The following is a 23,391-nucleotide window of genomic DNA, read 5'->3' as shown; positions in this document are numbered from 1 at the left end:
TCGCGCGCAACCTGCTGGTTTGTGGTCAGCGGGTCAAGCGGTGATGGGTCGATGCGCAGTCACAAAGCTGCCACTGGCGCGGTTCAGGTGGCGGTCGCGCGGCGGCGTCGAAACGGCAGGGCAAGCAGCCGCAACAGCAGGCCGATCCCCAACGCCCCCAGCACAAACCCCACGCCAGCAAACACCATCCCGGCAAAGTTCAACGGCACGGCAGGCTGGTACACATCCCACGCCGCCTTGGCGATCCGGGCATCGCGCATCTGCGGCAGGGAATAGGCGCGCATGAACGGGCCCTGCCCCTCAAGCCGGGTCAATGCGGCCGACAGGGCGTCATATCGCTGGAATGTGGTCGTCATGTCAGCGCGGCGGCGGTCCATGAACACGGTCCCCGTCATCTGCGCCAGTGCGGCATCCCGCGACAGGCCAACCGCCTGCGCAGACGCGTCAAAATCGGCAGTCACCTGCCCCAACGCATCGACAGCGCCGCCAAGACGCTGAAGATATTGCTGCGAATATTCGGGGAATTGCGATGTCACAGCACCGCCCGCCAAACCGCCCGCCAGGGTCAGCGCACGCAAGATCATCCGAAATCCTTTCCCAGATTGCCCCGCATGCGCCCGTTTCCCTGTCAGCCAATCGCGCGATAGATCGCTGCGACCTTTTCAACGGCCACTTCCGGCGTCATCTCTTCGCTTTCGCCGGTCTTGCGCGAGGTCAGCTCAACAACCCCGTTTTTCAACCCGCGCGGGCCAACCGTGATCCGCCAGGGCAGACCGATCAGATCCATCGTCGCAAATTTGCCGCCCGCGCGCTCGTTGCGGTCGTCATAAAGCGGCTCAAGACCCAAGGCGGTGATGCTGTCATAGAGCGCCTGACAGGCGGTATCGGCCTCTTCGTCGCCTTGCTTGAGGTTCACAATCCCAACATGGAACGGCGTGACACCTTCGGGCCAGATGATGCCCTTGTCGTCATGGCTTGCCTCGATGATCGCACCCACCAGACGGCTGACGCCAATGCCGTGGCTGCCCATATGCACAGGCGTCGCTTTGCCATCGGGGCCTTGAACCGTCGCACCCATGGCGTCGGAGTATTTTGTGCCAAAGTAAAAGATCTGCCCCACTTCGATGCCGCGCGCGGTACGCTGGCGCTCGGCGGGGACTTGCGCAAACAGATCCGCGTCATGGGTTTCGTCGGTGCGCGCATAGCGCGATGTGAACTCTTCGAGCACCGCCTGACACTGATCGACCGAATCAAAATCGATCTCGCGGTCGCCGAAATTCAGATCGGTGATCTGGCTGTCATAGAACACTTCCGACTCACCGGTTTCAGCCAGTACCAGAAATTCATGGGTATCATCGCCGCCAATAGGGCCGGAATCAGCACGCATCGGGATGGCTTGCAGACCCATGCGCTCATAGCTGCGCAGATAGCTGACCAGATGACGGTTATAGGCGTGCAGCGCGTCTTCCTGCGTCAGGTCAAAGTTATACCCGTCTTTCATCAGAAACTCGCGGCCGCGCATCACACCGAAACGCGGGCGGATCTCGTCGCGGAACTTCCACTGGATGTGGTACAAGGTCAGCGGCAAATCCTTGTAAGATCCGACATGGCTGCGGAAAATATCCGTGATCATCTCTTCGTTAGTGGGACCATACAGCATATCGCGGTCCTGACGGTCCTTGATGCGCAGCATCTCTGGGCCGTAGGCATCATAGCGCCCGGATTCTTTCCACAAATCAGCAGGCTGCAAGGTCGGCATCAACATCGGAATATGCCCGGCGCGCTGCTGCTCTTCATGCACGATGTTTTCGATCTTGCGCAGCACCTTGAACCCCAGCGGCAACCACGAATAAATCCCGGCGGCGGATTGCTTGATCATCCCGGCGCGCAACATCAGCCGGTGGCTGACAATCTGCGCCTCCGACGGGTTTTCCTTGAGCACGGGCAGAAAATAACGGGACAGACGCATGATGATCCTCTCAAACTGGCTTCGGCCCTGATTATGCCAAACCATTCAGGGAAACAATCACCAACACCCCTCCTTCTCCGGCTCTTAAATATCCCGGGCTTTGGGGCAGCGCCCCAATCAACCCCACCTCAATCAACCCCGCCCCGACAAACACTAACCGCTAGGACGGCACCGCCCGCTTGGCCAGCTCCAACGCCACCCGCAACGCCTTTGCCATATCCTGCACCGATATCCACTCAAGCGGGCCGTGGATTTCCTGCATGCCGGTAAAGACATTGGGGCAGGGCAGCCCCATCTCGGTCAGACGCGACCCGTCGGTGCCACCGCGGATCGGCACCGACACCGGCTCCATCCCCGCAGCACGCACCGCGTCATGGGCCAGCTCCACCGGTGTCATGTCGTTTTCCAGCCAATAGCGCATATTTCGGTATTGCGGCGTGATCTCGCAATGGATCTGCGCGCGCGGCTCCGACGCCTGAACCGCATCGCAGACCTTGCGCAGCAACGCGCCCTTTTGCGCCAATCCCTCGCGTTCGAAATCACGCAGGATGAACTTTATCTCCGCCTCCGAAGACCCGCCCTTGATGGTGGTCGCGTGAATGAACCCGTCCAGCCCGTCCGTCGTTTCGGGGGTCATGGTGACATGCGGCAGGGTCATCAGGATTTTCGCCGCCAGATGCAGCGCGTTCACCATCTTGTCCTTGGCCCAGCCCGGATGCGCAGACACCCCCGTCACGGTCACCACCGCGCCATCGGCCGAAAACGTCTCGTATTCAATCTCGCCGGGCTTGGACCCGTCAAACGTATAGGCGAAATCGCAGGCCATATCGCCCGGCAGACGTGCATCCACACCCCGCCCGATTTCCTCGTCCGGGGTAAAGGCCAGCCGGATCTTGCCATGGGGCACTTCGGGGTTTTCCAGCAAATGCCGCGCGGCGGTCATGATGATCGCCACCCCCGCCTTGTCGTCGCCGCCCAACAGGGTCGTGCCGCTTGCGGTAATGATATCCTCGCCCAGCTTTTCGGCCAGATAGGGCGCGTTTTCCGGCGACAGTTTCAACTCCGGCGCATCGGCAAAGGTAATATCCCCGCCATTATAGCCGCGATGCACCACGGGCTTTACACCCGTTGCATTGAACTGCGGCGCGGTGTCGACATGGGCGCACCACCCCATGACGGGCGCACCTTCCACCGTGGCGGGCACCGTGGCCAGAACCACGCCATATTCTGTCAACTCGACATCCGCCGCCCCCATCGCTTCCAGCTCCTGCACCAGCAAGCGCGACATATTCAACTGTATTTCCGTGCTGGGGCTGGTCGGGCTGGTGTCGTCGCTTTGGCTGTCAATCGCGGCATAGCGCACCAGACGTTGTTCAAGTTCACGGTCAAAATCACTGCGCATATCGGGTCTCCTTGCTGACCACAGTGGCAATGCCTGCCGCCCCATTGTCAAGCGTCTGCCCGCACGGAAACCAAACCTGCCAATGCATCCTCAAAACGCATCCCCAAGATGTCGCAGATCAATTCCCCCTTTCAATTTCCAAATGGCCCAAAATCCCCGCCGGAGGCCCCCTTGCCCCAAAATACACCGCGATGTGTTGGGGATATCCCCAGATCGCCCGCCCTCTGCCCTTGAAAATCGGGGGCCAGTGCGCAATGTGAATAGAACGCGTCTTCGGAGATAGCCCATGGCACTGCCCATTCGAGATCAATTGAAATACTGGGGGATTGCCGGCGCGGTCTCGCTTGTGGTCCTTTGGTTCACCGGGGATGTGCTGCTGCCGTTTCTGATCGGGGCCGCGATTGCATATTTCCTTGATCCTGTTGCGGACCGTCTTGAACTGATGGGGCTGAGCCGGGCGATGGCCACCACGGTGATCACGCTATTTGCCATCCTGATTTTTGTGCTCATGGCCCTGCTGGTGGTCCCGACATTGGTCAACCAGGCGATCAACCTGATCGGGGTCGCCCCGGAACTGTCCCGCAATTTCTCCGAATTCCTGACAGAGCGGTTCCCGACCCTGCTTGTCGAAGGATCGACCTTGCGCACGTCGATCACCAGCATCGGTGCGACCGTTCAGGAACGCGGCGGCGAATTGCTGAACACGGCCCTGGCCTCGGCCGCGTCGCTGCTGAACATCTTGCTGCTGTTCGTGATCGTTCCGGTCGTCGCCGTCTATCTGTTGCTCGACTGGGACCGCATGGTCGCACAGATCGACAGCCTGCTGCCCCGCGACCATGCCCCCGTGATCCGCCGCCTGGCACGCGACATCGACAAAACCCTTGCCAGCTTTATCCGCGGCATGGGCACGGTCTGCCTGATCTTGGGCACCTATTACGCCATCGCCCTGATGCTGGTGGGTCTGCAATTTGGCCTTGTGGTCGGGTTTATCGCAGGTCTGGTGACGTTCATCCCCTATCTTGGCGCGATGTTGGGCGGCGTGCTGGCCATCGGTCTGGCGCTGTTCCAGTTCTGGGGCGATTGGCTGTCCATCGGTCTGGTCGCCGCGATCTTTGTGCTGGGCCAAACCATCGAGGGCAATTTCCTGACCCCCAAACTGGTCGGCAACTCTGTCGGGTTGCACCCGGTGTGGCTTATTCTGGCGCTGTCGATGTTCGGGTCGCTTTTTGGCTTTGTCGGCATGTTGGCGGCAGTGCCCATTGCTGCCGCACTTGGCGTGGTCACACGGTTCGCGACCGAACAATACCGCGAAAGCGTGCTGTACAAAGGCGTTGAACAGGCAACCTTGGACGAACGGGTCGACTGATATGGCACAACAACTTGGCCTTGCTCTTCCCAGTCGCACCGCACTGGGTCGCGATGATTTCTTTGTGGCACCATCCAACGCGATTGCAGCGGCGATGATTGACGGCTGGCAGGGCTGGGCCGGTCGCAAGCTGGCACTGACCGGGCCTGCGGGGTCCGGTAAAACCCACCTGACCCATGTCTGGGCCGCCATGGCCGGTGCGCAGATCATCAATGCCGCCGATCTGGCCACCGCTGATATCCCCCAACTTGCACAAACCAGCGTCGCTGTCGAAGATGTCCCTGCGATCGCGGGCAATGCGGCGGCGGAAACCGCGCTTTTCCATCTGCACAATCTGGTTCTGGCCGAAGGTCACAGCCTGTTGATGACGGGCCCCCCCCCTGTTGCGGGGTGGAACCTGAGCTTGCCGGACCTCACCAGCCGGTTGGGCGCTGCCGGTGCTGCCGCCCTTGATGCCCCCGATGACATGCTGCTGACGGCGGTAATGGCCAAGCTGCTGGCAGACCGGCAACTCACCCCGAAACCCGACCTGATCCCCTATCTGCTGTTGCGCATGGACCGCTCCTTTGCCGCAGCGGGTGCGCTTGTTGCTGCCCTTGATGCGGCCAGCCTTGCGCAGAAAAAACCCCTGACCCGCGCACTTGCTGCACAAGTGCTGGACAACCGTGCCTGAACCGCGCGATACTCGTGCCATTCCTTTTGTCATAATTCTGTTGTAATCCAACGCCATAAGGCCGCTATGAACCAAGCAGATTTCCTCAAGGCCGATTTCCCCCAAGCAGAGACATTGCCCGATCTCGACCTCTCTGGACCGGGGCGTTTTTATAACCGTGAACTCAGCTGGCTGGGCTTTAACTGGCGCGTCCTCGAAGAGGCGCAAAACCCCCGCGTGCCCTTGCTGGAACGCCTGCGGTTTCTGTCGATTTCGGCGAATAACCTTGATGAATTCTATACCGTCCGCGTGGCTGGCCTGCGCGAACTGGCCCAAGCCGGCAACACGACCCCCGCCGCTGACGGCCTGTCACCTGCCGAACAACTGGTGCTGATCAACGAAGACGCCCGCAAGCTGATGCTGACCCAGCAAAACACGCTGGTCGATCTGATGACCGAAATGGACGCGCAGAACATCATGCTCGAACGCGCCGCTGATCTGGATCAGGCCGATCTGGCCTATCTCGAAGATGTGTTTCTAAATCAGGTGTTCGCGGTCTTGTCCCCGCTGGCCATCGACCCCGCGCATCCCTTCCCCTTCATCCCCAACACCGGCTACGCCCTGGCGCTGCAACTGGAACGGACCGCCGATAAACGCCCCTTGCAAGCGCTGCTGCCGATCCCCGCCAAGATCGACCGCTTCGTGGCCCTGCCCGCCCCCGAAGGCTGCAAGCGGTTCCTCCCGCTCGAGGATTTGCTGGTGCTCAACATCCCCGGCCTGTTCCCGGGCTACAAACTAAAAGGCCACTTCGAATTCCGCATCCTGCGCGACAGTGATCTCGAGGTCGAAGACGAAGCCGAAGATCTGGTGCGCGAGTTCGAAGTCGCCCTCAAGCGCCGCCGCCGCGGCGAGGTCGTCCGCCTGACCCATTCCGCCGGTGCTCCGGAAAAGCTGAAAAACGTCGTGATGGCCGAATTGCGCGTGCGCCCCCAGGATGTGATTGAAATCGACGGCATGATCGGGGTTGGCGATCTGTCCGAACTGGTGATCGACAGCCGTCCCGATCTGCTGTGGCCGCAGTTCACCCCCCGCGTGCCGGAACGGGTGACCGATCATGACGGCGATATGCTGGCCGCAATCCGCTCGAAAGACATGCTGCTGCACCACCCCTACGAGACCTTTGACATGGTCGTGCGCTTCCTGACCCAGGCCGCCCGCGACCCCAACGTGGTGGCGATCAAACAAACGCTCTACCGCACCTCGCGCGACAGCCCCATCGTCGAAGCCCTGTGCGAAGCCGCTGAAGACGGCAAATCCGTCACCGCATTGGTCGAACTCAAAGCCCGCTTTGACGAGGCCGCGAATATCCGCCAGTCGCGCAGGCTCGAACGGGCGGGTGCCCATGTAGTTTACGGGTTTATCGACCTGAAAACCCACGCGAAAATCTCGACCGTGGTGCGCCGCGAAGGCGACCAGCTGGTCACCTATACCCATTATGGCACCGGCAACTACCACCCGATCACCGCACGCATCTACACCGATCTGTCGTTGTTCACCTGCGACCAGAAACTGGGGCGCGACGCCACCAAAGTGTTCAACTACCTGTCCGGCTATGCCCAACCCGATACGCTGGACAATCTGGCCATCTCACCAATCTCGCTCAAACCCCGCCTGCTCGAAATGATCGCAGCCGAAGCAACATATGCCGCCGCCGGCAAACCCGCCGAGATCTGGGCAAAAATGAACTCCATCGTCGATCCCGACGTCATCGATGCCCTCTATGCAGCCTCGCAGGCCGGAGTCAAAATTAGCCTCGTGGTGCGCGGCATCTGCAGCTTGCGCCCCGGCATCAAAGGCCTGTCCGAAAACATCCGCGTCAAATCCATCGTGGGCCGGTTTCTGGAACATTCGCGCATCGTATGCTTTGGCAACGGCTATGGCCTGCCCCATAAAAAGGCCCGCGTTTTCATGTCTTCTGCCGACTGGATGGGCCGCAACCTGACCCGCCGCGTCGAAACCCTGGTGGAAATCGAAAACCCCACCGTCAAGGCACAGATCACCAGCCAGATCATGGCGGCCAATCTCGCCGATGTAGCACAAAGCTGGGTGATGTCCGCCGATGGCAGCTTTACCCGCCCGCCTTTGCAAGACGGGGTTTTCGCCTTCAGCTGCCACCGGTTTTTCATGGAAAACCCTTCACTCTCGGGCCGCGGCAGCGCCGGGGCCTCAGATGTGCCCAAACTGACCCATACCGAAGACTGACAGCGTTTTCATTTTGCCCGATAAACTCTCGCCGAAGGCGCAGGCTTCCTCCGCGATCCCGATTGCCGCACCCGGGCTCACCTCGCCCCACGCGCCAGAATGTCATGAGGGCCGCAGGCCCTCGCCTTTTTACAGCCCACCTCGCACCGTTAGCGATTGACCTTCCCCCCCCAACTGGGCCAGTTTGAAGCTGAACCAAGGCCCCGCAGGAGCATTTGTGGCAGATAGCCAAGACACCAATCCGCCCCCCCCTGTCCCTGAAACCGGCGTCGCCGATCTGGGGCTTTTCGGAAAACCGCTGTTTCTTGATCCCTCCGCCCGTGCGCTTGCCCGGGTCGGGGTTGTCGATGTGGGGTCGAACTCTGTCCGGCTGGTGGTGTTTGATGGCGCGGCCCGTTCGCCTGCGTATTTCTATAACGAAAAGATCATGTGCGCCTTGGGGGCTGGCATGGCTGAAACCGGTCATCTGTCGCCGCAGGGGCGCGCGCGGGCGTTGTCGGCGATGAAACGTTTCAGCAAGCTTGCTGACGGGATGGATCTGGCTGAACTGACGGTCGTGGCGACTGCTGCGGTGCGCGATGCGTCGGATGGCCGTGCATTCTGCGACGAGGTCGCGCGTGAAACCGGCCTGAAAATCTGGGTCATCGACGGCGAGGAAGAAGCCCGGCTTTCCGCACAAGGTGTGCTTTTGGGCTGGCCGGGCGCTTACGGTCTTGTCTGCGATATCGGTGGATCGTCGATGGAGCTGGCCGAGATTTCAGCAGGCCGCGTCGGCAAACGGGTCACCTCGGCCTTGGGGCCGCTCAAGCTGCGCGATCTCAAGGGCGGTGCCAAATCACGGCAAACCCATATCAAAGAGGTCATGCAGGGACTGGCTGAAAAAATGGGCGCGCAGCGCGACCGTTTGTTCCTTGTCGGCGGGTCGTGGCGGGCGATTGCGCGCATTGATATGGTACGTCGGGGCTATCCGCTGCATGTGCTTCATGAATATCGCATGACCGCCAAATCCGTGCGCGCCACCGTGAAACACATCCAGAATTCCGACCTCGAAGAACTGCGCCTGATCAGTGGCGTGTCCTCTAGCCGGATGGCACTGGTACCCTTTGCCGCCGAAGTCCTGTCGCGGCTGGTCAAGACCTTCAAGCCCAAGGACATCGCCATTTCCAGCTATGGCATCCGCGAGGGCATGCTTTACGAACAGATGCCCCAGCGTTTGCGCGACCGCGATCCCCTGATCGAGGCCTGCCGTTTTGCCGAAGCCAAAGATGCCCGCACCCCCGGTTTCGGCAAGGTGTTGTTCGATTTCATTGCGCCGCTTTTCAAATCCGCTTCGCCGCAGCGCAAACGTTTGATCAAAGCCGCCTGTCTGCTGCATGACGTCAGCTGGCGGGCGCATCCCGATTACCGCGCCGAGGTCTGTTTCGACAACGCCACCCGCGCCAATCTCGGCGGGCTCAAACATTCGGAACGTATTTTTCTGGGGTTGGCCCTGCTGCACCGCTATTCCAACAAACGCGAAAACACCCGCTTTGAAGACCTGTATGAAATGGTCGATGAAAAGACGCGCAACGAGGCTGAAATTCTGGGCAAGGCCATGCGGTTTGGTGCGATGCTGTGGATGAACAAAGACGAGGAACGCGGGACCCTGAAGTGGTTCCCGAAAAAGAAGCTGCTGGAACTGTGGTTGACCAACGACATGCTGCCGCTTTTTGGCGAGGTCGCAGAGGCGCGTTTGAACTCTCTCGCCGCCTCCTTGGGCGCTGAGGTCCAGTTGAAAACCGTCAAGGCCTAGATGTCGAACTCCGGGTTCTGGTCCACGATGATTTTCGCGGGCGGCGGGACCGGTACATCAGGTTTGCGTTTGATGATAATGTCGCCGTTTGGCAGGATTTCGGGGGCCTCATAGACGCTCCAATCCTCGACCGTTTCAAGCAGATCGGCAAAGGCGGGCCCCATTTCACTGGCAAACTCCTGCAAGGCCGGCCCCAGTTTTTTGCCAAGCTCCGACAAATCCTCCAGCGCCGGTGCCATTTCCTTTTTCAGCCCCTCAAGAAACAGCTCTACCCCGCGCTCCATCATCGACTGGCCCTCATCCGGCAAATCTTGGGCAAGCGGCAGACCGGGCAGGCAGATCAGCGAAAAAATCAGCGCGATGTGTTTCATGGCCCGATGATACACCTCTTTGTGCGCCCCGCAAAAGATATCGCACGCGCGGTCAGTCGTCGAACTCGATTGTCACGGGGAAATGATCGGACGCCGTGATCAACGCATCGCGCAATTCTTCATCCGCCCAACAGTCCGGGTCATCCAGCGGATGCCAGATGCGCCAGCTGGCATTGCGCTCAATGAACGCCGGGCTGACCATGATGTAATCCAGCAATGCCTGCAAAAACCGCTTTTCCTGCGCGATCCAGAACCGCGAAGTTGTCGGCATTGCCCCGATGCGCTGTGACAGGGCGCGGGTGGCATGGGGGTCGATCAACGCTGCTTCCCCGCGGTGGCCCATCACAATCTCGACCGAGGACCGGCCGAACAGGTCCTCAAACGAATCCAGACCCGGACCATCGTTCAAATCCCCCAAGACCATCACCGGCGCGCCCGCGACAAGCAGTTCGTCAATCCGCCTGCGCAACCATATTGCCTGCGCCAGTTGTTTGCGGCGGTTGGCGATCCCGAGGCGCAGGATATCAACAGGGGTCTCTGCCCCGTGCGGCGCTTTCGATTTCAGATGCGCCCCGATCATCTGGAACGCAAACCCCGATCGGGTCTGAACGCTCAACTCAAGCGGCGGCTTCGAGAAAACAACAGCATCTTCGCTGGCATCAATATCCAGATCAATCCGCAAGATACCGTCGAACTGGGGCGCACCGGTTGCGCCATCGGGGCCGGTCGCCTCTCCGCCCGGCGTGTGGCTGGCCGTCAGCTTGGCAGGGTCGTAAAGCAGCGCAATTTCCTGCTGCGTATCATTCGAAAACCCCATAACCGCATGGGTCGTGCGCAAATCGAAATGCGCGGCAAAGTTTTGCAACGCGGTCAGGGTCTCGTGTTTACGGCTGTTATCAGGGGCCTCGATCACCATCACGGCGTCCGCATCCAGCGCCCGAAACACCCGCCCCAGGGCCTGGGTTTGCTGGGCGCGGGTCACTTGATGGCGCGCTGACCATCCGCCATCGTTAAACAGCTGGTTATCGTCGTCGAACAGTCCGGTGAACCATTCAATATTATAGGTCGCAATGCGCATCAGCGCGCCTTGCCCGACCAAGTTTCCCAGGCGCGGTTGATGTCGATCATCCGCTTTTCCGCCATCGAAATCGCCTCAGGTGGCAGCCCCCGCGCGACCAATGCGTCAGGGTGGTTGTCACGAACCAACTGCCGCCATGCGGCCTTCGCCTCCTCCATGGTTGCATTGGGCGCGATGCCCAGAACCGTATGCGGAAGCGGCGATGTGTCCGGCACAAACCGCGCGCGCAAAGACGCGAAATCACTGTCGTCCATGGCAAAAATCTGCGCCACGCGGGTCAGGAACGCATCTTCGTTGGGGTGGTACATGCCGTCCGCCATCGCGATGTGGAACAACCCCTCGATCAGATCGCGCAGCATTTCCGGCTGGTCGGCAAACATCTGCGCGATGCGGCCTGCATAATCCTCAAAACCGGTCACGTCCTGACGGGCCAGATTAAACACCCGCGCCGCACCCTGCTGGTCGGCCTCTGCAATCTGGAACACTTCGCGAAACGCTGTGACCTCGTCGCGGGTCACCTGTCCGTCAGCCTTGGCCATCTTTGCACCAAGCGCGATCACCGCGATTGTAAAGGCCACTGACCGCTCGGGCGGGCTGCGAAGACGGTCGAAAACAGCCGCCAACCCCTCACCTGCAGTGAGCGCTGACAAAGCTTCGGTGATACGTGACCAAATCGACATGGCACCACCATACTGCGCCGCAGCGCAGAAGTCAGGGGGCGCTCAGCATTTTCTGCATCAAAATCAAATCCAGCCATTGCCCGCCTTTACGGGCGATTTCCGGCATGCGCCCGACATGCTGAAACCCCAAGGCCGTGTGAAACGCCACACCACCGGCATTGGCGGCACTGATACCAGCCACCATGACATGGTGCCCCTGCCCGGCGGCGGATGCAATGGCCTTGTCCATCAAGGCGCGCCCGGTGCCCTGCCCGCGTGCGCCGGCACCCAGCACGATGCTATGTTCGACGCTGGTGCGGTAGCCCGGCCCTGACCGGAATTGCGCATAGGTGACAAAACCTGCGATCGCCTCGGCCTCCGCCTGCGCCACCCAAACCGCCCCCGGCCTGTCCAGGATCATCGCGGCAATGCCGGTTTCGGTCTTTTCTTCGGTGGTAAAGGTAAACAACGTGTTGCGGATCATGTCATTCCAGATCGCGGCAATCTCGGCAGCATCGGCTTGGGTTGCGGCACGGATCGTCATTGCAATACGACCTTGGCACCGCCGACCTCGACCTCGGCCCGCAAACCGGCATCAGCCTCCACAAAACGCACCCGATTGTCGTGCAAAAACGGCGCAAGAAGGGCTGCCAATGTCATGGCTTCCGGATGGTGCACCTGCAACGCAGTCAAACGACAGTCCGCCGTCAAAAGCCGTTGCGCCGGATGCGCGTCGCCTTGCCATTCAATCAAGGCCGGCGCGCAATTGTCAAAGGGCAAGACCCCGGTTTCCGGCACAGCCATCCGCCAGCGCAAATCCCCGCGCTGCAACTGGACCGGGGCACCAAACCCCGCCGGCAAAGCCGCCAATGCAGCGTCCAGATCATCGCAGCGGCAAATCCAGTTTGTCAGCCGCGCGGGGCCGGTGAACCGGTCCAGATCAAACCATCTGGCGCGGTCCGGGATGGCGGCCTCGGGATTGATCGCAATCGCCTCAAGATACAGCCCGTCTTGCATCCCCAATAACCTATTATGGGTATGAAAAACCGCATGTTCCCCGCCTTGTTGCATTTCGACGCCCAAAGCATCCTGAACATGGGCCGTCGCCGCGCCCAAACTCTCTCCTGCAACGGCGATATGATCCAGTTCGATTCTCATTTCAGCTTCCAAATGGTCAGAAATCCTCGGGGGAGTTTGAGGGGGCAGAAAGCCCCCTCATTCTTAAAGGTAGAGGAGTTTGAGGGGGCAGAAAGCCCCCTCATTGCTTGATACCGACTTAACCGCGGGTTTCGCGGATCAGTTTCAGGATGTCTTTCGCGGCGTTGGGGATGTTGGTGCCCGGCCCAAAGATCGCCTTGACCCCTGCATCATACAGGAACTTGTAGTCCTGCTGCGGGATCACGCCGCCACAGATCACCAGGATATCCTCGGCCCCTGCGTCTTTCAGCGCCTTGATCAATTGCGGTGCCAGCGTCTTGTGACCCGCGGCCTGCGACGAGATGCCGATGACATGCACGTCATTGTCCACCGCATCCTGCGCTGCCTCGGCCGGGGTCTGGAACAAGGGGCCCACATCCACGTCGAAACCGATATCGGCAAAGGCGGTCGCAATGACTTTGGCACCGCGGTCATGGCCGTCCTGACCCATTTTGACGACCAGCATACGTGGCCTGCGGCCTTCGCCCTCGGCAAACTCTTCGACGGCCTTCTGGATTTCTGCAAAACCGCTGTCGCCCTCATAGGCGGCACCATAGACACCTGCCAAAGTTTTCACTTCCGCGCGGTGACGGCCGAATTCGCGTTCCATTGCCATGCTGATTTCTCCGACTGTGGCGCGGGCCCGCGCGGCTTCGACGGCACCGTCCAACAGGTTGCCGCCCTCTTTTGCGCGGCGGGTCAGTTCCGCCAGCGCGGCGGTGCACGCCGCCTCGTCGCGGGTTGCGCGCAATGTTTCCAGCCGTTTGATCTGGCTGTCGCGCACGGCCACGTTGTCGACGTCGAGAATATCAATCGCGTCTTCGGTTTCGCGGCGGTATTTGTTGACGCCCACGATCACGTCGGTGCCCCGGTCGATCTTGGCCTGACGGGTGGCGGCGGCTTCTTCGATGCGCAGTTTTGGCATGCCGGATGCCACGGCCTTGGTCATGCCGCCCAGTTCTTCCACCTCTTCGATCAGCTTCCAGGCCGCTTCGGCCAGATCGCTGGTCAGTTTTTCAACGTAATAGCTGCCAGCCAATGGGTCGACGACATTGGTCACGCCGGTTTCCTCTTGCAAGATCAACTGGGTGTTGCGCGCGATGCGTGAGGAGAATTCAGTCGGCAAGGCAATCGCCTCGTCCAACGCGTTGGTGTGCAGAGACTGCGTGCCACCCAAGACCGCCGACATCGCCTCGTAGGCGGTACGGATCACGTTGTTATAGGGGTCTTGTTCCTGCAAGGACACGCCCGAGGTCTGGCAATGGGTGCGCAGCATGGCGGATTTCGGGTTCTTGGGCTGGAATTCATCCATAATCCGCGACCACAGCAAACGGGCGGCGCGCAGTTTGGCGGCCTCCATGAAAAAGTTCATGCCGATGCAGAAGAAAAAGCTGAGGCGCGGCGCGAATTTATCCACGTCCATGCCGGCAGCAATCGCCGTGCGCACATATTCACGGCCATCGGCCAGAGTGAATGCCAGTTCCTGAACCAGGTTCGCGCCGGCCTCTTGCATGTGATAGCCGGAAATCGAGATCGAGTTGAACTTTGGCATGAAATCAGAGGTGTATTCGATGATGTCCCCGATGATCTTCATCGATGGTTCGGGCGGATAGATATAGGTGTTGCGCACCATGAATTCTTTCAGAATGTCGTTCTGAATGGTGCCTGACAGGACCGATCTATCATGGCCCTGCTCTTCGCCCGCGACGATGAAGTTCGCCAAGATCGGGATAACCGCGCCGTTCATGGTCATCGACACCGACACCTTGTCCAGCGGGATGCCGTCGAACAGGATTTTCATATCTTCAACGCTGTCGATGGCCACACCGGCCTTGCCGACATCCCCTTCGACGCGGGGGTGGTCGCTGTCATAGCCGCGGTGTGTCGCCAGATCGAAAGCGACGGAAACGCCCTGCTGGCCAGCGGCCAGTGCGCGGCGGTAGAATGCGTTGGATTCTTCGGCCGTGGAAAAGCCCGCATATTGGCGGATCGTCCAGGGCCGGCCTGCGTACATCGTCGCCTTGACGCCACGGGTAAAGGGGGCCACGCCGGGGATCCCGCCCATGTGGTCAAGTCCGGCAACGTCATCGGCAGTATAGAGCGGTCTAACGTCGATGCCTTCCAGCGTGTGCCAGGTCAGATCGTCAACGGTTCGTCCACGCAGTTCGGCCTCAGCCAGATTGCGCCATGTCTCTTTGTCGGCTGTCATGGGAGTGTCCTTTTCTAGTGTCGCCCGTGGGCTGGCTTGTGCCTGCTCTGTTTCGGGCGGGATTTTCTGTCAGTTGGGCCAGACCATCCGCACCGGCAGCAAGCCAGAACAGATCGTCGGAATAGGTTTCTCGCAGCACGTCGGTCTGCGCTTCGGTAAAGGGGTTCCAGTGGCCCGTCTCATCGGGCAACAGGTCGGGGTTCTGGCCCCGTTCGACCAGAATGGCGCGCAAGGCAGGCAGATCGGGGGCGCGGTTCAGCCAATAGTGGTCACGGTCACGCGGTGCCTGCACGCCGGTCGCCTCGGACAGAAGCGCGTCGGGGCGGCCTGCGAATTCTTCGAAGGGGGCGATCTTGATTTCCGCATTCGGCACGGCACAGGCCAGATCGGTGATCACATCGCGCCAACCGCGCCCAGACGTGGCAATGCGGTCAAGCTGCGCCGCGTCCGGCACCCCGTGGCCGCGCGATATCGCATAGGCCGCCGCCGACGCCCACCATGTTTCGGGGGAACGGATGTTAAGCATAACCCGTGTGATCGCGCCGTCAAAGGCCGCGCAATAGCGCGCCATCCGGTCCCCCGCCGCAGGGAAAAGAGCCCCCGTGCGCACGCATTGGCGCGACGAGCCGATCATGTTTTCATCCGACACCAGCAGCCGCACCACCCCGGCATCGCGCGCGCGCGACAGTTGCAGGGACACCCGCCCTTTCACCCGGTCAGGCGACCGCCCCTGCATCGCGGGGCCAGGAAACATACCGGAAAACAGCCCCTTACGGGTCCGAAGCGGGCCCCAGACGCCGGTGCCGGATGTGCCAATCGCGTCGGAGTTTGCCCGCAGATACCTTTGAAAACTGGTCGTCGCAGTCCGATGTGCGCCCACATGCAGAATAATATCCATCAGCTTATCGCCCAATCTTCTTAAGAGGACCATCCCAACCGATCCATTCAGGGGAATGACCCCATTCATGGTCGAAGACCTGTTGCGTTAAGCTTAATATGTGCTTGCGCCAATTTGCGCATCGCAATCGCGCGCAAACCCCCTATATCAGAGGCAGTAGGAGAGAAAATGGAACCTGTGATAGCCCTTGTTTTTGCTGGATTGTTTGCGTCCGTACTGTCCGCACAAACCCCGACAGAACCACCCGCCCCGGTGCTGTTTGCACCGGCAGATATGGCAGATTTGAGTGAATTCCACTGGAAAAAAAGGCCGGTTCTGGTCTTTGCAGACAGTCCAGACGACCCTGCATACCAAGAGCAGATGGAATTGTTAATGGAACAGCAAGAAGATTTGCTGGCCCGCGACGTCATTGTGTTAACCGATACAGACCCCGCCGCCCGCAGCCCGTTGCGGCTGAAAATGCGGCCACGCGGGTTCATGCTGGTGCTGGTCGGCAAGGATGGCGACATCAAACTGCGCAAACCGCGCCCTTGGGACGTGCGCGAAATCACCCGCAGCATCGACAAGATGACGATCCGGCAACGTGAAATCCGCGATGCCAAGGAAAAATCCGGAAAGATATTCGACTGACACGCCCCCATAGCCCACCTCACCGGCACAGCGTGAACCGCTGGGCCGATGGGGTGAAATATGGGTGCGTCAAAGGCCATCGGGTCTATTCAAACTCGATGATGATATCATCGACAGCCAGACTGTCGCCTGCGCTTGCGTTGATCTTGAGAACGACGCCCTTCTTCTCGGCGCGCAAAATGTTCTCCATCTTCATCGCTTCGATGGTGCAGAGGTTCTGGCCCTCCTGAACCTCGAAACCGACTTCGACGTCGATTTTGACGACCAGACCGGGCATGGGGCACAACAACAGCTTGGACGTGTCCGGTGGCAGTTTTTCCGGCATCAGGCGTGCCAGTTCGGCCTGACGCGGGGTGCGCACATGCACCTTGAGGTCGGCCCCACGGGCGCGCACACGGAAACCGCCGGAAATCTTGCCGACCTTAAAGATCAGCGGCGCATCATCGACGGTCATCGTGGCCAGTTGATCGCCCGGCGTCCAGTCGCCCGATACGCGCATGGCATGGCCATCCTCGAAGGTGACCGTCGCACCTTTGGGATCGGCGTCGATATCGACATCATAGGATTGCCCCTGAATGGCGACATTCCATGCGGTACCCACCTTGCGTTCGTGGTTGTCCATCCGGCCCGAAACGCGGGTCCGGCGGATTTCGCCAACCCGGTGCATGGCAGCCGTTGCAGCGGCGATGCGGCGCAATTCGGTTTCGGGCAGCTCAACCCCGCTAAAGCCGTCGGGGTATTGTTCTTCGATAAAGGCGGTTGTCATGTCGCCCGCGATAAAGATCGGGTGATCCATCACGGCAGACAGGAACGGCAGGTTGTGCCCGATGCCCTCGACCTCAAAGCTGTCCAGAGCCACACGCATGGCTTCGATCGCTTCGGCGCGTGTTGGGGCCCAGGTGCACAGCTTGGCAATCATGGGGTCGTAATACATGCTGATCTCGCCGCCTTCATAGACGCCGGTATCATTGCGCACGGCCATCGCACCACTGGGGGCATCGCCTTGCCATTTGTCATTCGTCAGCAACGGTCCGGCCGCGATTTCCATCGGTGGGCGGTAGCGGGTCAGACGACCGATGGACGGCAGGAAGCCGCGATACGGGTCTTCGGCATATAGGCGGTTTTCGATGGCCCAGCCATTCAGCTTTACATCGTCCTGTGTGATCGTCAGCTTTTCGCCATTGGCCACGCGGATCATCTGCTCAACCAGATCGACGCCGGTGATCAGTTCGGTGACGGGATGTTCAACCTGCAAACGGGTGTTCATCTCGAGGAAGTAAAAGTTCTTGTCGCCGTCCACGATGAATTCGACGGTCCCTGCCGAGGCATAGCCAACCGCTTGGGCCAATGCGACGGACTGTTCGCCCATGGCCTTGCGCGTGGCTTCGTCCAGAAAAGGCGATGGCGCTTCTTCGACGACCTTTTGGTTGCGGCGCTGGATCGAACATTCGCGTTCGCCCAGATACACGCCATTGCCATGGGCATCGCACAAAACCTGAATTTCGATGTGGCGCGGCTGGGTTACGAATTTCTCGATAAAGATGCGGTCATCGCCAAAGCTGTTGGCGGCTTCGTTCTTGGAGGACTGGAACCCCTCGCGGGCCTCTTCGTCGTTCCATGCGATGCGCATGCCTTTGCCGCCGCCGCCCGCAGATGCCTTGAGCATCACCGGATAGCCGACTTCGTTGGAGATTTTCACCGCCTCGTCTGCGTCTGCGATCAGACCCATATAGCCGGGCACGGTTGAAACGCCCGCTTCCTGAGCGATCTTCTTGGAGGTGATCTTGTCGCCCATCTTCTCGATCGCGCCAACTGGGGGGCCGATAAAGGCGACACCGGCGGCGGACAGCGCTTCGGCGAATTTGGCGTTCTCGGACAGGAAACCATACCCCGGATGCACCGCTTGTGCGCCGGATTCCTTGACCGCTGCCATGACCTTGTCGATCACGATATAGGACTGGTTGGCAGGGGGCGGGCCGATGTGGATCGCCTCGTCTGCCATTTGAACATGCAGCGCTTGCGCGTCTGCGTCCGAATAGATGGCGACGGTCTGGATGCCCATCTTTTGCGCGGTCTTGATAACACGGCAGGCAATTTCGCCGCGGTTGGCGATCAGGATCTTATTGAACATGGGCTGTCCTTTTGGGTCTTGAGGAAACGGAAAAACCCCGCATCAGCACAGGCTGAGCGGGGTCGGTATTTTGATATGGTGACGCGCTGCCGGGGGCGGCAGCACTGTCGGTCAGATTAGTTGCAGCGTACGGCACCCGACTGGCAGGCAAGCACGTTTGCGCCGGCACCGATGGCTGCACCCTGAAGCAAGCTGCCGCCTGTAAGGACGGCTGCACCAGCGCCGACGGCACCGCCGCCAAGGGCTTGTTCGCCAATGGTGTCACCGCAAGCGGCAAGGCCTGCACAGGCTGCGAGGGCAAGAGTGATGTTCTTGAATGACATGGGGGGCGTCCTTTTGATCTGCTCATCATTGCGTTTAGATTACGTGACTTAACGCGCATGTAGAGCAAATGTTCCCCTTCAGCGACCGAATTGCCAAGCCTGTTCGGAAACAGAGGCGAAATCCTGCTTGCTGCGGGGCGGTTGTCCGCCGATGTGACCCATGCAGACATCATCTTCAATCCTCGAACGCGTCAGGGAAAGACGCCCGTGCAAGGCCTTCTTTGATGACCAGCAGGGCTTCGTAATCTTCGGGGTCAAAGGGGTCCTGGGCCGGGACGACCTCGCGACCAAAGAGCCATGACAAACGGCCCGCGTCCAGATTGCCGCGCTCGAAAGGTTCGTCGCCGAAACATTCCCAAAGCGCAGCCATGAAGGCCGTATCCGCACGCCGGTCAACCGACTTGCGATCCGAGCGGCGCTCGCGGCGGGTCAGCGGTGTCACCCCTTTGGGGTTGGCGCGACGGATCGTAAATTGAAAGTCCGAACCGGGCATACGCCCCGGAAAACCGCGATGTTTCAGCATGATGGCCCCCAGACTACAGGGATCATGCACGGCGTTGTTTGGGCAGGATGGGTGAGGACAGGCGCAACCGCCTGCCCCCGGCAAGTCTTACTTGTACTTGCCTGTGTATACTGGCTCAACCGAGATTGGCTCGGGTGCAACCACAACATATTCTTCTTGCTGCTTTGGTGCGCATGCCGAAACGGCTGCGATAAGGCCGAATGCGGCCAACAATGTAATGCTCTTGGACATTTAAGTCTCCTGTCGCTGTTTGAAGGGCCTGACACTGCCTCATGCCAATTCGACCCCGTTTTTACGGTAAGGGATACTTGGGTATTCCTTGGGCAAATAATACCGCAGTTGCGGCCCATTGGATACGGGTCGCGTTTCAATCGGCGAAATTGTGACTCCAAAGCCGCAGTTGTGCGACCGGTCACAGGCCGCCGCGCAAGATGTTGTGGTTGCATTACAAAGCCTCCCAGATACAGGTGCCATTTTTCAGGCGATATGCTTCGAAAAACTGTGTCGCGCCGGCGTCGGCCGCACCGAATTCAACCGCCCGGTCTGCCAGCGAAATCACAATCACGTCGCCCGTCAGCGCATACTGCGCCATGTAGGGGATAGCCAGCGTATCACAGAGCACCTTCATATCCGGCCCCGCCGCGTCATAGCCGATGGTGCCCCCGTTTCGGGCGATCTGCGGGGCGATAAACCTGAACCGCAGCCAGGTTTCATCGCCCATCTGATCCACAAGAACCTCTTGCAGATCGACGGGCTGGCCAGACGGCACATCAACCGCCAAGGCCGATGTCGCAGCCAGGATCAGGGCGGCGGCCAGTTTCATCTGGCCCCCAACCCTGCCCGTGCAGGCATTGGTCTTTGTGTGTGATCAACGAACGGTTTCACGCGTTTCTCCTGTCGCGCCAGAGATTCTATGCCTTCGGCGAGGATATTTAAGAGCCAGAGAAGTTAGAGCGGGATGTTATCGTGCTTTTTCCACGGCATTGTTTTTTGCTTGTTGCGCAATGATGCGAAGGCGCGGGCGATGCGTTTGCGGGTCATGCGGGGCTGGATGACCTCGTCGATGAAACCACGTTCTGCCGCAACAAAGGGGTTGGCAAAGCGCGTTTCATAATCCGCCGTGTGGCGGGCGATTTTTTCGGGGTCTTTGAGATCGGCACGGTGGATGATTTCGGTGGCACCCTTGGCCCCCATCACCGCGATTTCGGCTGTGGGCCAGGCATAGTTGAAGTCCGAGCGCAGGTGTTTGGACGCCATAACGTCATAGGCACCGCCATAGGCCTTGCGGGTGATCACGGTCACCATCGGCACTGTTGCCTCGCCATAGGCGAAGAGCAGTTTGGCACCATGTTTGATCACGCCGCCATATTCCTGGCTGGTGCCGGGCAGGAAGCCGGGCACGTCGACCAAGGTCAGGATCGGGATTTCAAAAGCATCGCAGAAGCGTACGAACCGCGCGGCCTTGCGCGAGCTGTCGATGTCGAGACAGCCTGCCAGCACCATCGGCTGGTTGGCAACAACGCCGACGGTGCGGCCTTCGATGCGGATAAAGCCGGTCAGGATGTTCTTGGCAAAGTTTTCCTGAATCTCGTAGAAATCGCCTTCGTCCGCCAGTTTGTGGATCAGCTCTTTCATGTCGTAGGGGGTGTTGGCGTTTGCGGGCACCAGCGTGTCAAGCGATGCCTCGATCCGGTTCGGGTCGTCAAAGAACGGGCGGACGGGTGGCTTTTCACGGTTGTTGGCAGGCAGGAAGTCGACCAGGCGGCGCACTTCGGCCAGCGCTTCGACGTCGTTTTCAAAGGCCGCATCCGCCACCGAGGATTTGCGTGTATGGGTCGAGGCCCCGCCCAGTTCTTCGGCAGTGACCTGTTCGTTGGTCACGGTTTTCACCACGTCAGGGCCGGTCACGAACATATAGGATGTGTCTTTGACCATGAAGATAAAGTCGGTCATCGCAGGCGAATAGACCGCGCCGCCCGCACAGGGCCCCATGATCACGCTGATCTGGGGGATCACGCCCGAGGCTTCGATATTGCGCTGGAAGACTTCGGCGTAGCCCGCCAGCGATGCCACGCCTTCCTGAATACGCGCGCCGCCGGAATCGTTGATGCCGATCACAGGTGCACCGTTCTGGATTGCCATATCCTGAATCTTGCAAATCTTTTGCGCATGCGCTTCGGAGAGCGAGCCGCCGAACACGGTGAAATCCTGACTGAACACATAGACGAGGCGGCCGTTGATCGTGCCCCAGCCTGTGACCACACCATCGCCTGCGGGCTTTTGGTTCTGCATGCCGAAATCGGTGCAGCGGTGGGTTACGAACATGTCGAACTCTTCGAAAGACCCTTCGTCCAGCAGCAGATCGATCCGTTCACGGGCAGTGAGCTTGCCACGGGCGTGCTGCGCATCGATGCGCTTTTGCCCCCCGCCAAGGCGGGCTTCTTCGCGACGGTCTTCGAGCTGTTCTAGGATATCTTTCATGACGCACCTCTGTTAGATTTCCCGCATACTATCCAGAGTGGCTGCACAACCAAAGCGCCTTTTAGCAAATTTGCAAATTATATACAGAGCAATATGTGCAAACTGCAAATTTGGAAAGTGTGAGGAAGATCATAGACAACATACAACCACAGGCATAAGTGCATTTGCATGAAAGACGATAACACCGTCCAATTTCTGGACAAAACCAGCCCCCCGCATCTGTCGACGCTGATCCTGTTGTCCGGGATTGGTGCGCTGGCAATGAACATGTTCCTGCCCAGCCTGCCGGCCATGGCCGAGTATTTCGGGACGGAATATGCGGTGATGCAATTGTCTGTGCCGCTTTATCTGCTTTTCAGCGCGGGGTTGCAGCTGATCATCGGGCCTGTGTCCGACAATCTGGGGCGGCGCAATGTGCTGCTGTGGGGGTTGGTGATCTATATGGTCGCGACGCTGGGGTGTATCTATGCGCCCACGACCGGCGTTTTCCTGATGTTCCGTTGTGCGCAGGCCATTGTCGCGGTGACCATGGTGCTCAGCCGCGCCATCGTGCGCGACATGTTCACCCAAGACAAAGCGGCGTCGATGATCGGGTATGTGACCATGGGCATGGCGCTGGTGCCGATGATTTCCCCTGCCGTTGGCGGCTTGCTGGATCAGGCATTCGGCTGGCAGGCGACGTTCTGGGCGATGTTTGCTGTTGGCGGGATCGTTTTTGCGCAGGTGTGGTTTGATCTGGGCGAAACATCGGTGCGGTCGGGCAAGACCATGCGCCAGCAGTTCCGCGAATACCCCGAACTGCTCAAATCGCCGCGCTTCTGGGGATACTCGATGGCGGCGGCCTGTTGTTCGGGTGCCTTTTTCGCCTATCTGGGCGGCGCGCCTTTTGTGGGCAGCGAAGTCTTCGGCATGGAACCTGCCGAGCTTGGCCTTTATTTCGGTGCGCCTGCGGTTGGCTATTTCGTTGGCAACTTTATCACCGCGCGGATGGCCACCACATGGGGCGTCAACACGCTGGTGCTGTGCGGGTGCCTTGCCAATGCGCTCGGGGGGTCCGTATCGCTGCTGATCTTTTTGGCAGGCTACGGCAGCCCGGTGACGTTCTTTGGCATGATGACGCTGGTCGGTCTGGGCAATGGGTTGTGTATCCCCAATGCGACGGCGGGCCTGTTGTCGGTACGCCCCCATCTGGCGGGCACCGCATCGGGATTGGGCGGCGCTGTCATGATCGGCGGCGGGGCCGGCCTTAGCATTCTCGCGGGGTCTTTGCTCAGCAAGGAAACAGGGGCCTATCCGCTGCTTTTGATCATGCTGTTGACCGCAGCGGCAGGGGTTGTATCGATCCTGGTCGTGATCCGCCGCGAAAAAGCGTTGGGGATCAGCTGACCACGGCGCTTGCAGCGCCAAGTTTGCAAAGCTAGGGTCGGGGGACATCGCAAATTTGCAAA

Annotated in this window: 22 protein-coding genes; 6 read left to right on the top strand and 16 right to left on the bottom strand. The window is 59.8% G+C overall.

All coding sequences use genetic code 11. The annotated features are described in order from the left end of the window. Positions 1 to 83 precede the first annotated feature (83 nt). From ACSQ13_RS02860 to pepT, 3 genes are all read right to left on the bottom strand, one after another. Positions 84 to 584 carry a DUF2937 family protein gene (locus ACSQ13_RS02860; protein ID WP_295511882.1) on the bottom strand — a complete coding sequence of 167 codons (501 nt, stop codon included), beginning with the start codon at positions 582 to 584 and terminating at the stop codon, positions 84 to 86. 44 nt (positions 585 to 628) lie between these two features. Next, positions 629 to 1,969: a proline--tRNA ligase gene (proS, locus tag ACSQ13_RS02855; protein ID WP_176248523.1), complete on the bottom strand. Its 1,341-nt coding sequence runs from the start codon at positions 1,967 to 1,969 to the stop codon at positions 629 to 631. A gap of 160 nt (positions 1,970 to 2,129) precedes the next feature. Further along, positions 2,130 to 3,371: a peptidase T gene (pepT, locus tag ACSQ13_RS02850; RefSeq protein ID WP_295511880.1), complete on the bottom strand. Its 1,242-nt coding sequence runs from the start codon at positions 3,369 to 3,371 to the stop codon at positions 2,130 to 2,132. 286 nt (positions 3,372 to 3,657) lie between these two features. On the opposite strand from pepT, the gene ACSQ13_RS02845 reads away from it, so the two are divergent. From ACSQ13_RS02845 to ppx, 4 genes are all read left to right on the top strand, one after another. Continuing rightward, positions 3,658 to 4,737: an AI-2E family transporter gene (locus tag ACSQ13_RS02845; RefSeq protein ID WP_176248525.1), complete on the top strand. Its 1,080-nt coding sequence runs from the start codon at positions 3,658 to 3,660 to the stop codon at positions 4,735 to 4,737. A 1-nt stretch (position 4,738) separates the two neighbouring features. Beyond that, entirely contained in the window at positions 4,739 to 5,410 is a 672-nt protein-coding gene (locus ACSQ13_RS02840) for a chromosomal replication initiator DnaA (RefSeq protein WP_295511877.1), read from the top strand. A gap of 66 nt (positions 5,411 to 5,476) precedes the next feature. Further along, a complete protein-coding gene (locus ACSQ13_RS02835; protein WP_176248527.1) occupies positions 5,477 to 7,651 on the top strand; it encodes an RNA degradosome polyphosphate kinase in 2,175 nt (724 codons plus the stop codon). Positions 7,652 to 7,868: 217 nt separating this feature from the next. Further along, positions 7,869 to 9,443 (top strand): exopolyphosphatase, encoded by a 1,575-nt coding sequence (gene ppx / locus ACSQ13_RS02830; RefSeq protein WP_295511875.1) that lies wholly within the window; start codon positions 7,869 to 7,871, stop codon positions 9,441 to 9,443. On the opposite strand, the gene ACSQ13_RS02825 is transcribed toward ppx, so the two are convergent. The 7 genes from ACSQ13_RS02825 to ACSQ13_RS02795 form a co-directional block, all read right to left on the bottom strand. Beyond that, positions 9,440 to 9,814: a hypothetical protein gene (locus ACSQ13_RS02825; RefSeq protein WP_176248528.1), complete on the bottom strand. Its 375-nt coding sequence runs from the start codon at positions 9,812 to 9,814 to the stop codon at positions 9,440 to 9,442. The genes ppx and ACSQ13_RS02825 overlap by 4 nt on opposite strands. A 52-nt stretch (positions 9,815 to 9,866) precedes the next feature. Next, positions 9,867 to 10,892: an endonuclease/exonuclease/phosphatase family protein gene (locus tag ACSQ13_RS02820; protein WP_176248529.1), complete on the bottom strand. Its 1,026-nt coding sequence runs from the start codon at positions 10,890 to 10,892 to the stop codon at positions 9,867 to 9,869. Beyond that, positions 10,892 to 11,572, bottom strand: a complete 681-nt coding sequence (locus ACSQ13_RS02815) for a molecular chaperone DjiA (protein WP_176248530.1) — start codon at positions 11,570 to 11,572, stop codon at positions 10,892 to 10,894. Before ACSQ13_RS02815 ends, ACSQ13_RS02820 begins: the two co-directional genes overlap by 1 nt. Positions 11,573 to 11,603: 31 nt before the next feature. Further along, positions 11,604 to 12,095 carry a GNAT family N-acetyltransferase gene (locus tag ACSQ13_RS02810; protein ID WP_295511873.1) on the bottom strand — a complete coding sequence of 164 codons (492 nt, stop codon included), beginning with the start codon at positions 12,093 to 12,095 and terminating at the stop codon, positions 11,604 to 11,606. Continuing rightward, positions 12,092 to 12,709: a VOC family protein gene (locus ACSQ13_RS02805; protein ID WP_176248532.1), complete on the bottom strand. Its 618-nt coding sequence runs from the start codon at positions 12,707 to 12,709 to the stop codon at positions 12,092 to 12,094. Before ACSQ13_RS02805 ends, ACSQ13_RS02810 begins: the two co-directional genes overlap by 4 nt. A 118-nt stretch (positions 12,710 to 12,827) precedes the next feature. Continuing rightward, positions 12,828 to 14,957 (bottom strand): methylmalonyl-CoA mutase, encoded by a 2,130-nt coding sequence (gene scpA, locus ACSQ13_RS02800; RefSeq protein ID WP_295511871.1) that lies wholly within the window; start codon positions 14,955 to 14,957, stop codon positions 12,828 to 12,830. Further along, positions 14,920 to 15,855 carry a hypothetical protein gene (locus ACSQ13_RS02795; protein ID WP_295511869.1) on the bottom strand — a complete coding sequence of 312 codons (936 nt, stop codon included), beginning with the start codon at positions 15,853 to 15,855 and terminating at the stop codon, positions 14,920 to 14,922. Before ACSQ13_RS02795 ends, scpA begins: the two co-directional genes overlap by 38 nt. A 168-nt stretch (positions 15,856 to 16,023) precedes the next feature. Between ACSQ13_RS02795 and ACSQ13_RS02790 the strand changes: the two genes are divergently transcribed. Further along, positions 16,024 to 16,485, top strand: coding sequence for a DUF4174 domain-containing protein (locus tag ACSQ13_RS02790; RefSeq protein ID WP_295511867.1), 462 nt, complete (start codon positions 16,024 to 16,026; stop codon positions 16,483 to 16,485). A gap of 85 nt (positions 16,486 to 16,570) precedes the next feature. On the opposite strand, the gene ACSQ13_RS02785 is transcribed toward ACSQ13_RS02790, so the two are convergent. The 6 genes from ACSQ13_RS02785 to ACSQ13_RS02760 all read right to left on the bottom strand — a co-directional run bounded on the left by ACSQ13_RS02785 (position 16,571) and on the right by ACSQ13_RS02760 (position 21,943). Beyond that, the gene (locus ACSQ13_RS02785) at positions 16,571 to 18,616 is read right to left on the bottom strand and encodes an acetyl-CoA carboxylase biotin carboxylase subunit (protein ID WP_176248536.1); all 2,046 of its coding nucleotides are present in this window, start codon (positions 18,614 to 18,616) and stop codon (positions 16,571 to 16,573) included. A gap of 116 nt (positions 18,617 to 18,732) precedes the next feature. Continuing rightward, entirely contained in the window at positions 18,733 to 18,939 is a 207-nt protein-coding gene (locus ACSQ13_RS02780) for a hypothetical protein (protein WP_176248537.1), read from the bottom strand. A 175-nt stretch (positions 18,940 to 19,114) separates the two neighbouring features. Continuing rightward, positions 19,115 to 19,462 (bottom strand): hypothetical protein, encoded by a 348-nt coding sequence (locus ACSQ13_RS02775; RefSeq protein ID WP_176248538.1) that lies wholly within the window; start codon positions 19,460 to 19,462, stop codon positions 19,115 to 19,117. A gap of 87 nt (positions 19,463 to 19,549) precedes the next feature. Then, positions 19,550 to 19,693 carry a hypothetical protein gene (locus ACSQ13_RS02770; RefSeq protein ID WP_008226068.1) on the bottom strand — a complete coding sequence of 48 codons (144 nt, stop codon included), beginning with the start codon at positions 19,691 to 19,693 and terminating at the stop codon, positions 19,550 to 19,552. Positions 19,694 to 19,907: 214 nt separating this feature from the next. Beyond that, positions 19,908 to 20,285 carry a DUF6497 family protein gene (locus ACSQ13_RS02765; protein ID WP_176248539.1) on the bottom strand — a complete coding sequence of 126 codons (378 nt, stop codon included), beginning with the start codon at positions 20,283 to 20,285 and terminating at the stop codon, positions 19,908 to 19,910. Between the two features lie 125 nt (positions 20,286 to 20,410). Further along, positions 20,411 to 21,943, bottom strand: a complete 1,533-nt coding sequence (locus tag ACSQ13_RS02760; RefSeq protein ID WP_176248540.1) for an acyl-CoA carboxylase subunit beta — start codon at positions 21,941 to 21,943, stop codon at positions 20,411 to 20,413. 168 nt (positions 21,944 to 22,111) lie between these two features. Between ACSQ13_RS02760 and ACSQ13_RS02755 the strand changes: the two genes are divergently transcribed. Beyond that, complete coding sequence (locus tag ACSQ13_RS02755) at positions 22,112 to 23,329, top strand: multidrug effflux MFS transporter (RefSeq protein WP_176248541.1); 1,218 nt, start codon at positions 22,112 to 22,114, stop codon at positions 23,327 to 23,329. Positions 23,330 to 23,391: the final 62 nt, after the last annotated feature.

This window comes from Sulfitobacter sp. SH22, from assembly GCF_965641905.1.
In the GTDB taxonomy this organism is placed as follows: domain Bacteria; phylum Pseudomonadota; class Alphaproteobacteria; order Rhodobacterales; family Rhodobacteraceae; genus Sulfitobacter.
Note: the sequence above shows the minus strand (reverse complement) of the source record. Positions and strands in the feature narration are given on the sequence as shown.

Excerpts from the sequence above, each read along its gene's own strand:
- ACSQ13_RS02780 (WP_176248537.1), bottom strand. The coding sequence starts at position 18,939 with ATGTCATTCAAGAACATCACTCTTGCCCTCGCAGCCTGTGCAGGCCTT.
- ACSQ13_RS02775 (WP_176248538.1), bottom strand. The coding sequence starts at position 19,462 with ATGCTGAAACATCGCGGTTTTCCGGGGCGTATGCCCGGTTCGGACTTT.
- ACSQ13_RS02795 (WP_295511869.1), bottom strand. The coding sequence starts at position 15,855 with ATGGATATTATTCTGCATGTGGGCGCACATCGGACTGCGACGACCAGT.
- ACSQ13_RS02770 (WP_008226068.1), bottom strand. The coding sequence starts at position 19,693 with ATGTCCAAGAGCATTACATTGTTGGCCGCATTCGGCCTTATCGCAGCC.
- ACSQ13_RS02825 (WP_176248528.1), bottom strand. The coding sequence starts at position 9,814 with ATGAAACACATCGCGCTGATTTTTTCGCTGATCTGCCTGCCCGGTCTG.
- ACSQ13_RS02760 (WP_176248540.1), bottom strand. The coding sequence starts at position 21,943 with ATGAAAGATATCCTAGAACAGCTCGAAGACCGTCGCGAAGAAGCCCGC.
- proS (WP_176248523.1), bottom strand. The coding sequence starts at position 1,969 with ATGCGTCTGTCCCGTTATTTTCTGCCCGTGCTCAAGGAAAACCCGTCG.
- pepT (WP_295511880.1), bottom strand. The coding sequence starts at position 3,371 with ATGCGCAGTGATTTTGACCGTGAACTTGAACAACGTCTGGTGCGCTAT.
- ACSQ13_RS02860 (WP_295511882.1), bottom strand. The coding sequence starts at position 584 with ATGATCTTGCGTGCGCTGACCCTGGCGGGCGGTTTGGCGGGCGGTGCT.
- scpA (WP_295511871.1), bottom strand. The coding sequence starts at position 14,957 with ATGACAGCCGACAAAGAGACATGGCGCAATCTGGCTGAGGCCGAACTG.
- ACSQ13_RS02810 (WP_295511873.1), bottom strand. The coding sequence starts at position 12,095 with ATGACGATCCGTGCCGCAACCCAAGCCGATGCTGCCGAGATTGCCGCG.
- ACSQ13_RS02790 (WP_295511867.1), top strand. The coding sequence starts at position 16,024 with ATGGAACCTGTGATAGCCCTTGTTTTTGCTGGATTGTTTGCGTCCGTA.
- ACSQ13_RS02840 (WP_295511877.1), top strand. The coding sequence starts at position 4,739 with ATGGCACAACAACTTGGCCTTGCTCTTCCCAGTCGCACCGCACTGGGT.
- ACSQ13_RS02815 (WP_176248530.1), bottom strand. The coding sequence starts at position 11,572 with ATGTCGATTTGGTCACGTATCACCGAAGCTTTGTCAGCGCTCACTGCA.
- ACSQ13_RS02835 (WP_176248527.1), top strand. The coding sequence starts at position 5,477 with ATGAACCAAGCAGATTTCCTCAAGGCCGATTTCCCCCAAGCAGAGACA.
- ACSQ13_RS02785 (WP_176248536.1), bottom strand. The coding sequence starts at position 18,616 with ATGTTCAATAAGATCCTGATCGCCAACCGCGGCGAAATTGCCTGCCGT.
- ACSQ13_RS02765 (WP_176248539.1), bottom strand. The coding sequence starts at position 20,285 with ATGAAACTGGCCGCCGCCCTGATCCTGGCTGCGACATCGGCCTTGGCG.
- ACSQ13_RS02805 (WP_176248532.1), bottom strand. The coding sequence starts at position 12,709 with ATGAGAATCGAACTGGATCATATCGCCGTTGCAGGAGAGAGTTTGGGC.
- ACSQ13_RS02845 (WP_176248525.1), top strand. The coding sequence starts at position 3,658 with ATGGCACTGCCCATTCGAGATCAATTGAAATACTGGGGGATTGCCGGC.
- ACSQ13_RS02755 (WP_176248541.1), top strand. The coding sequence starts at position 22,112 with ATGAAAGACGATAACACCGTCCAATTTCTGGACAAAACCAGCCCCCCG.
- ACSQ13_RS02820 (WP_176248529.1), bottom strand. The coding sequence starts at position 10,892 with ATGCGCATTGCGACCTATAATATTGAATGGTTCACCGGACTGTTCGAC.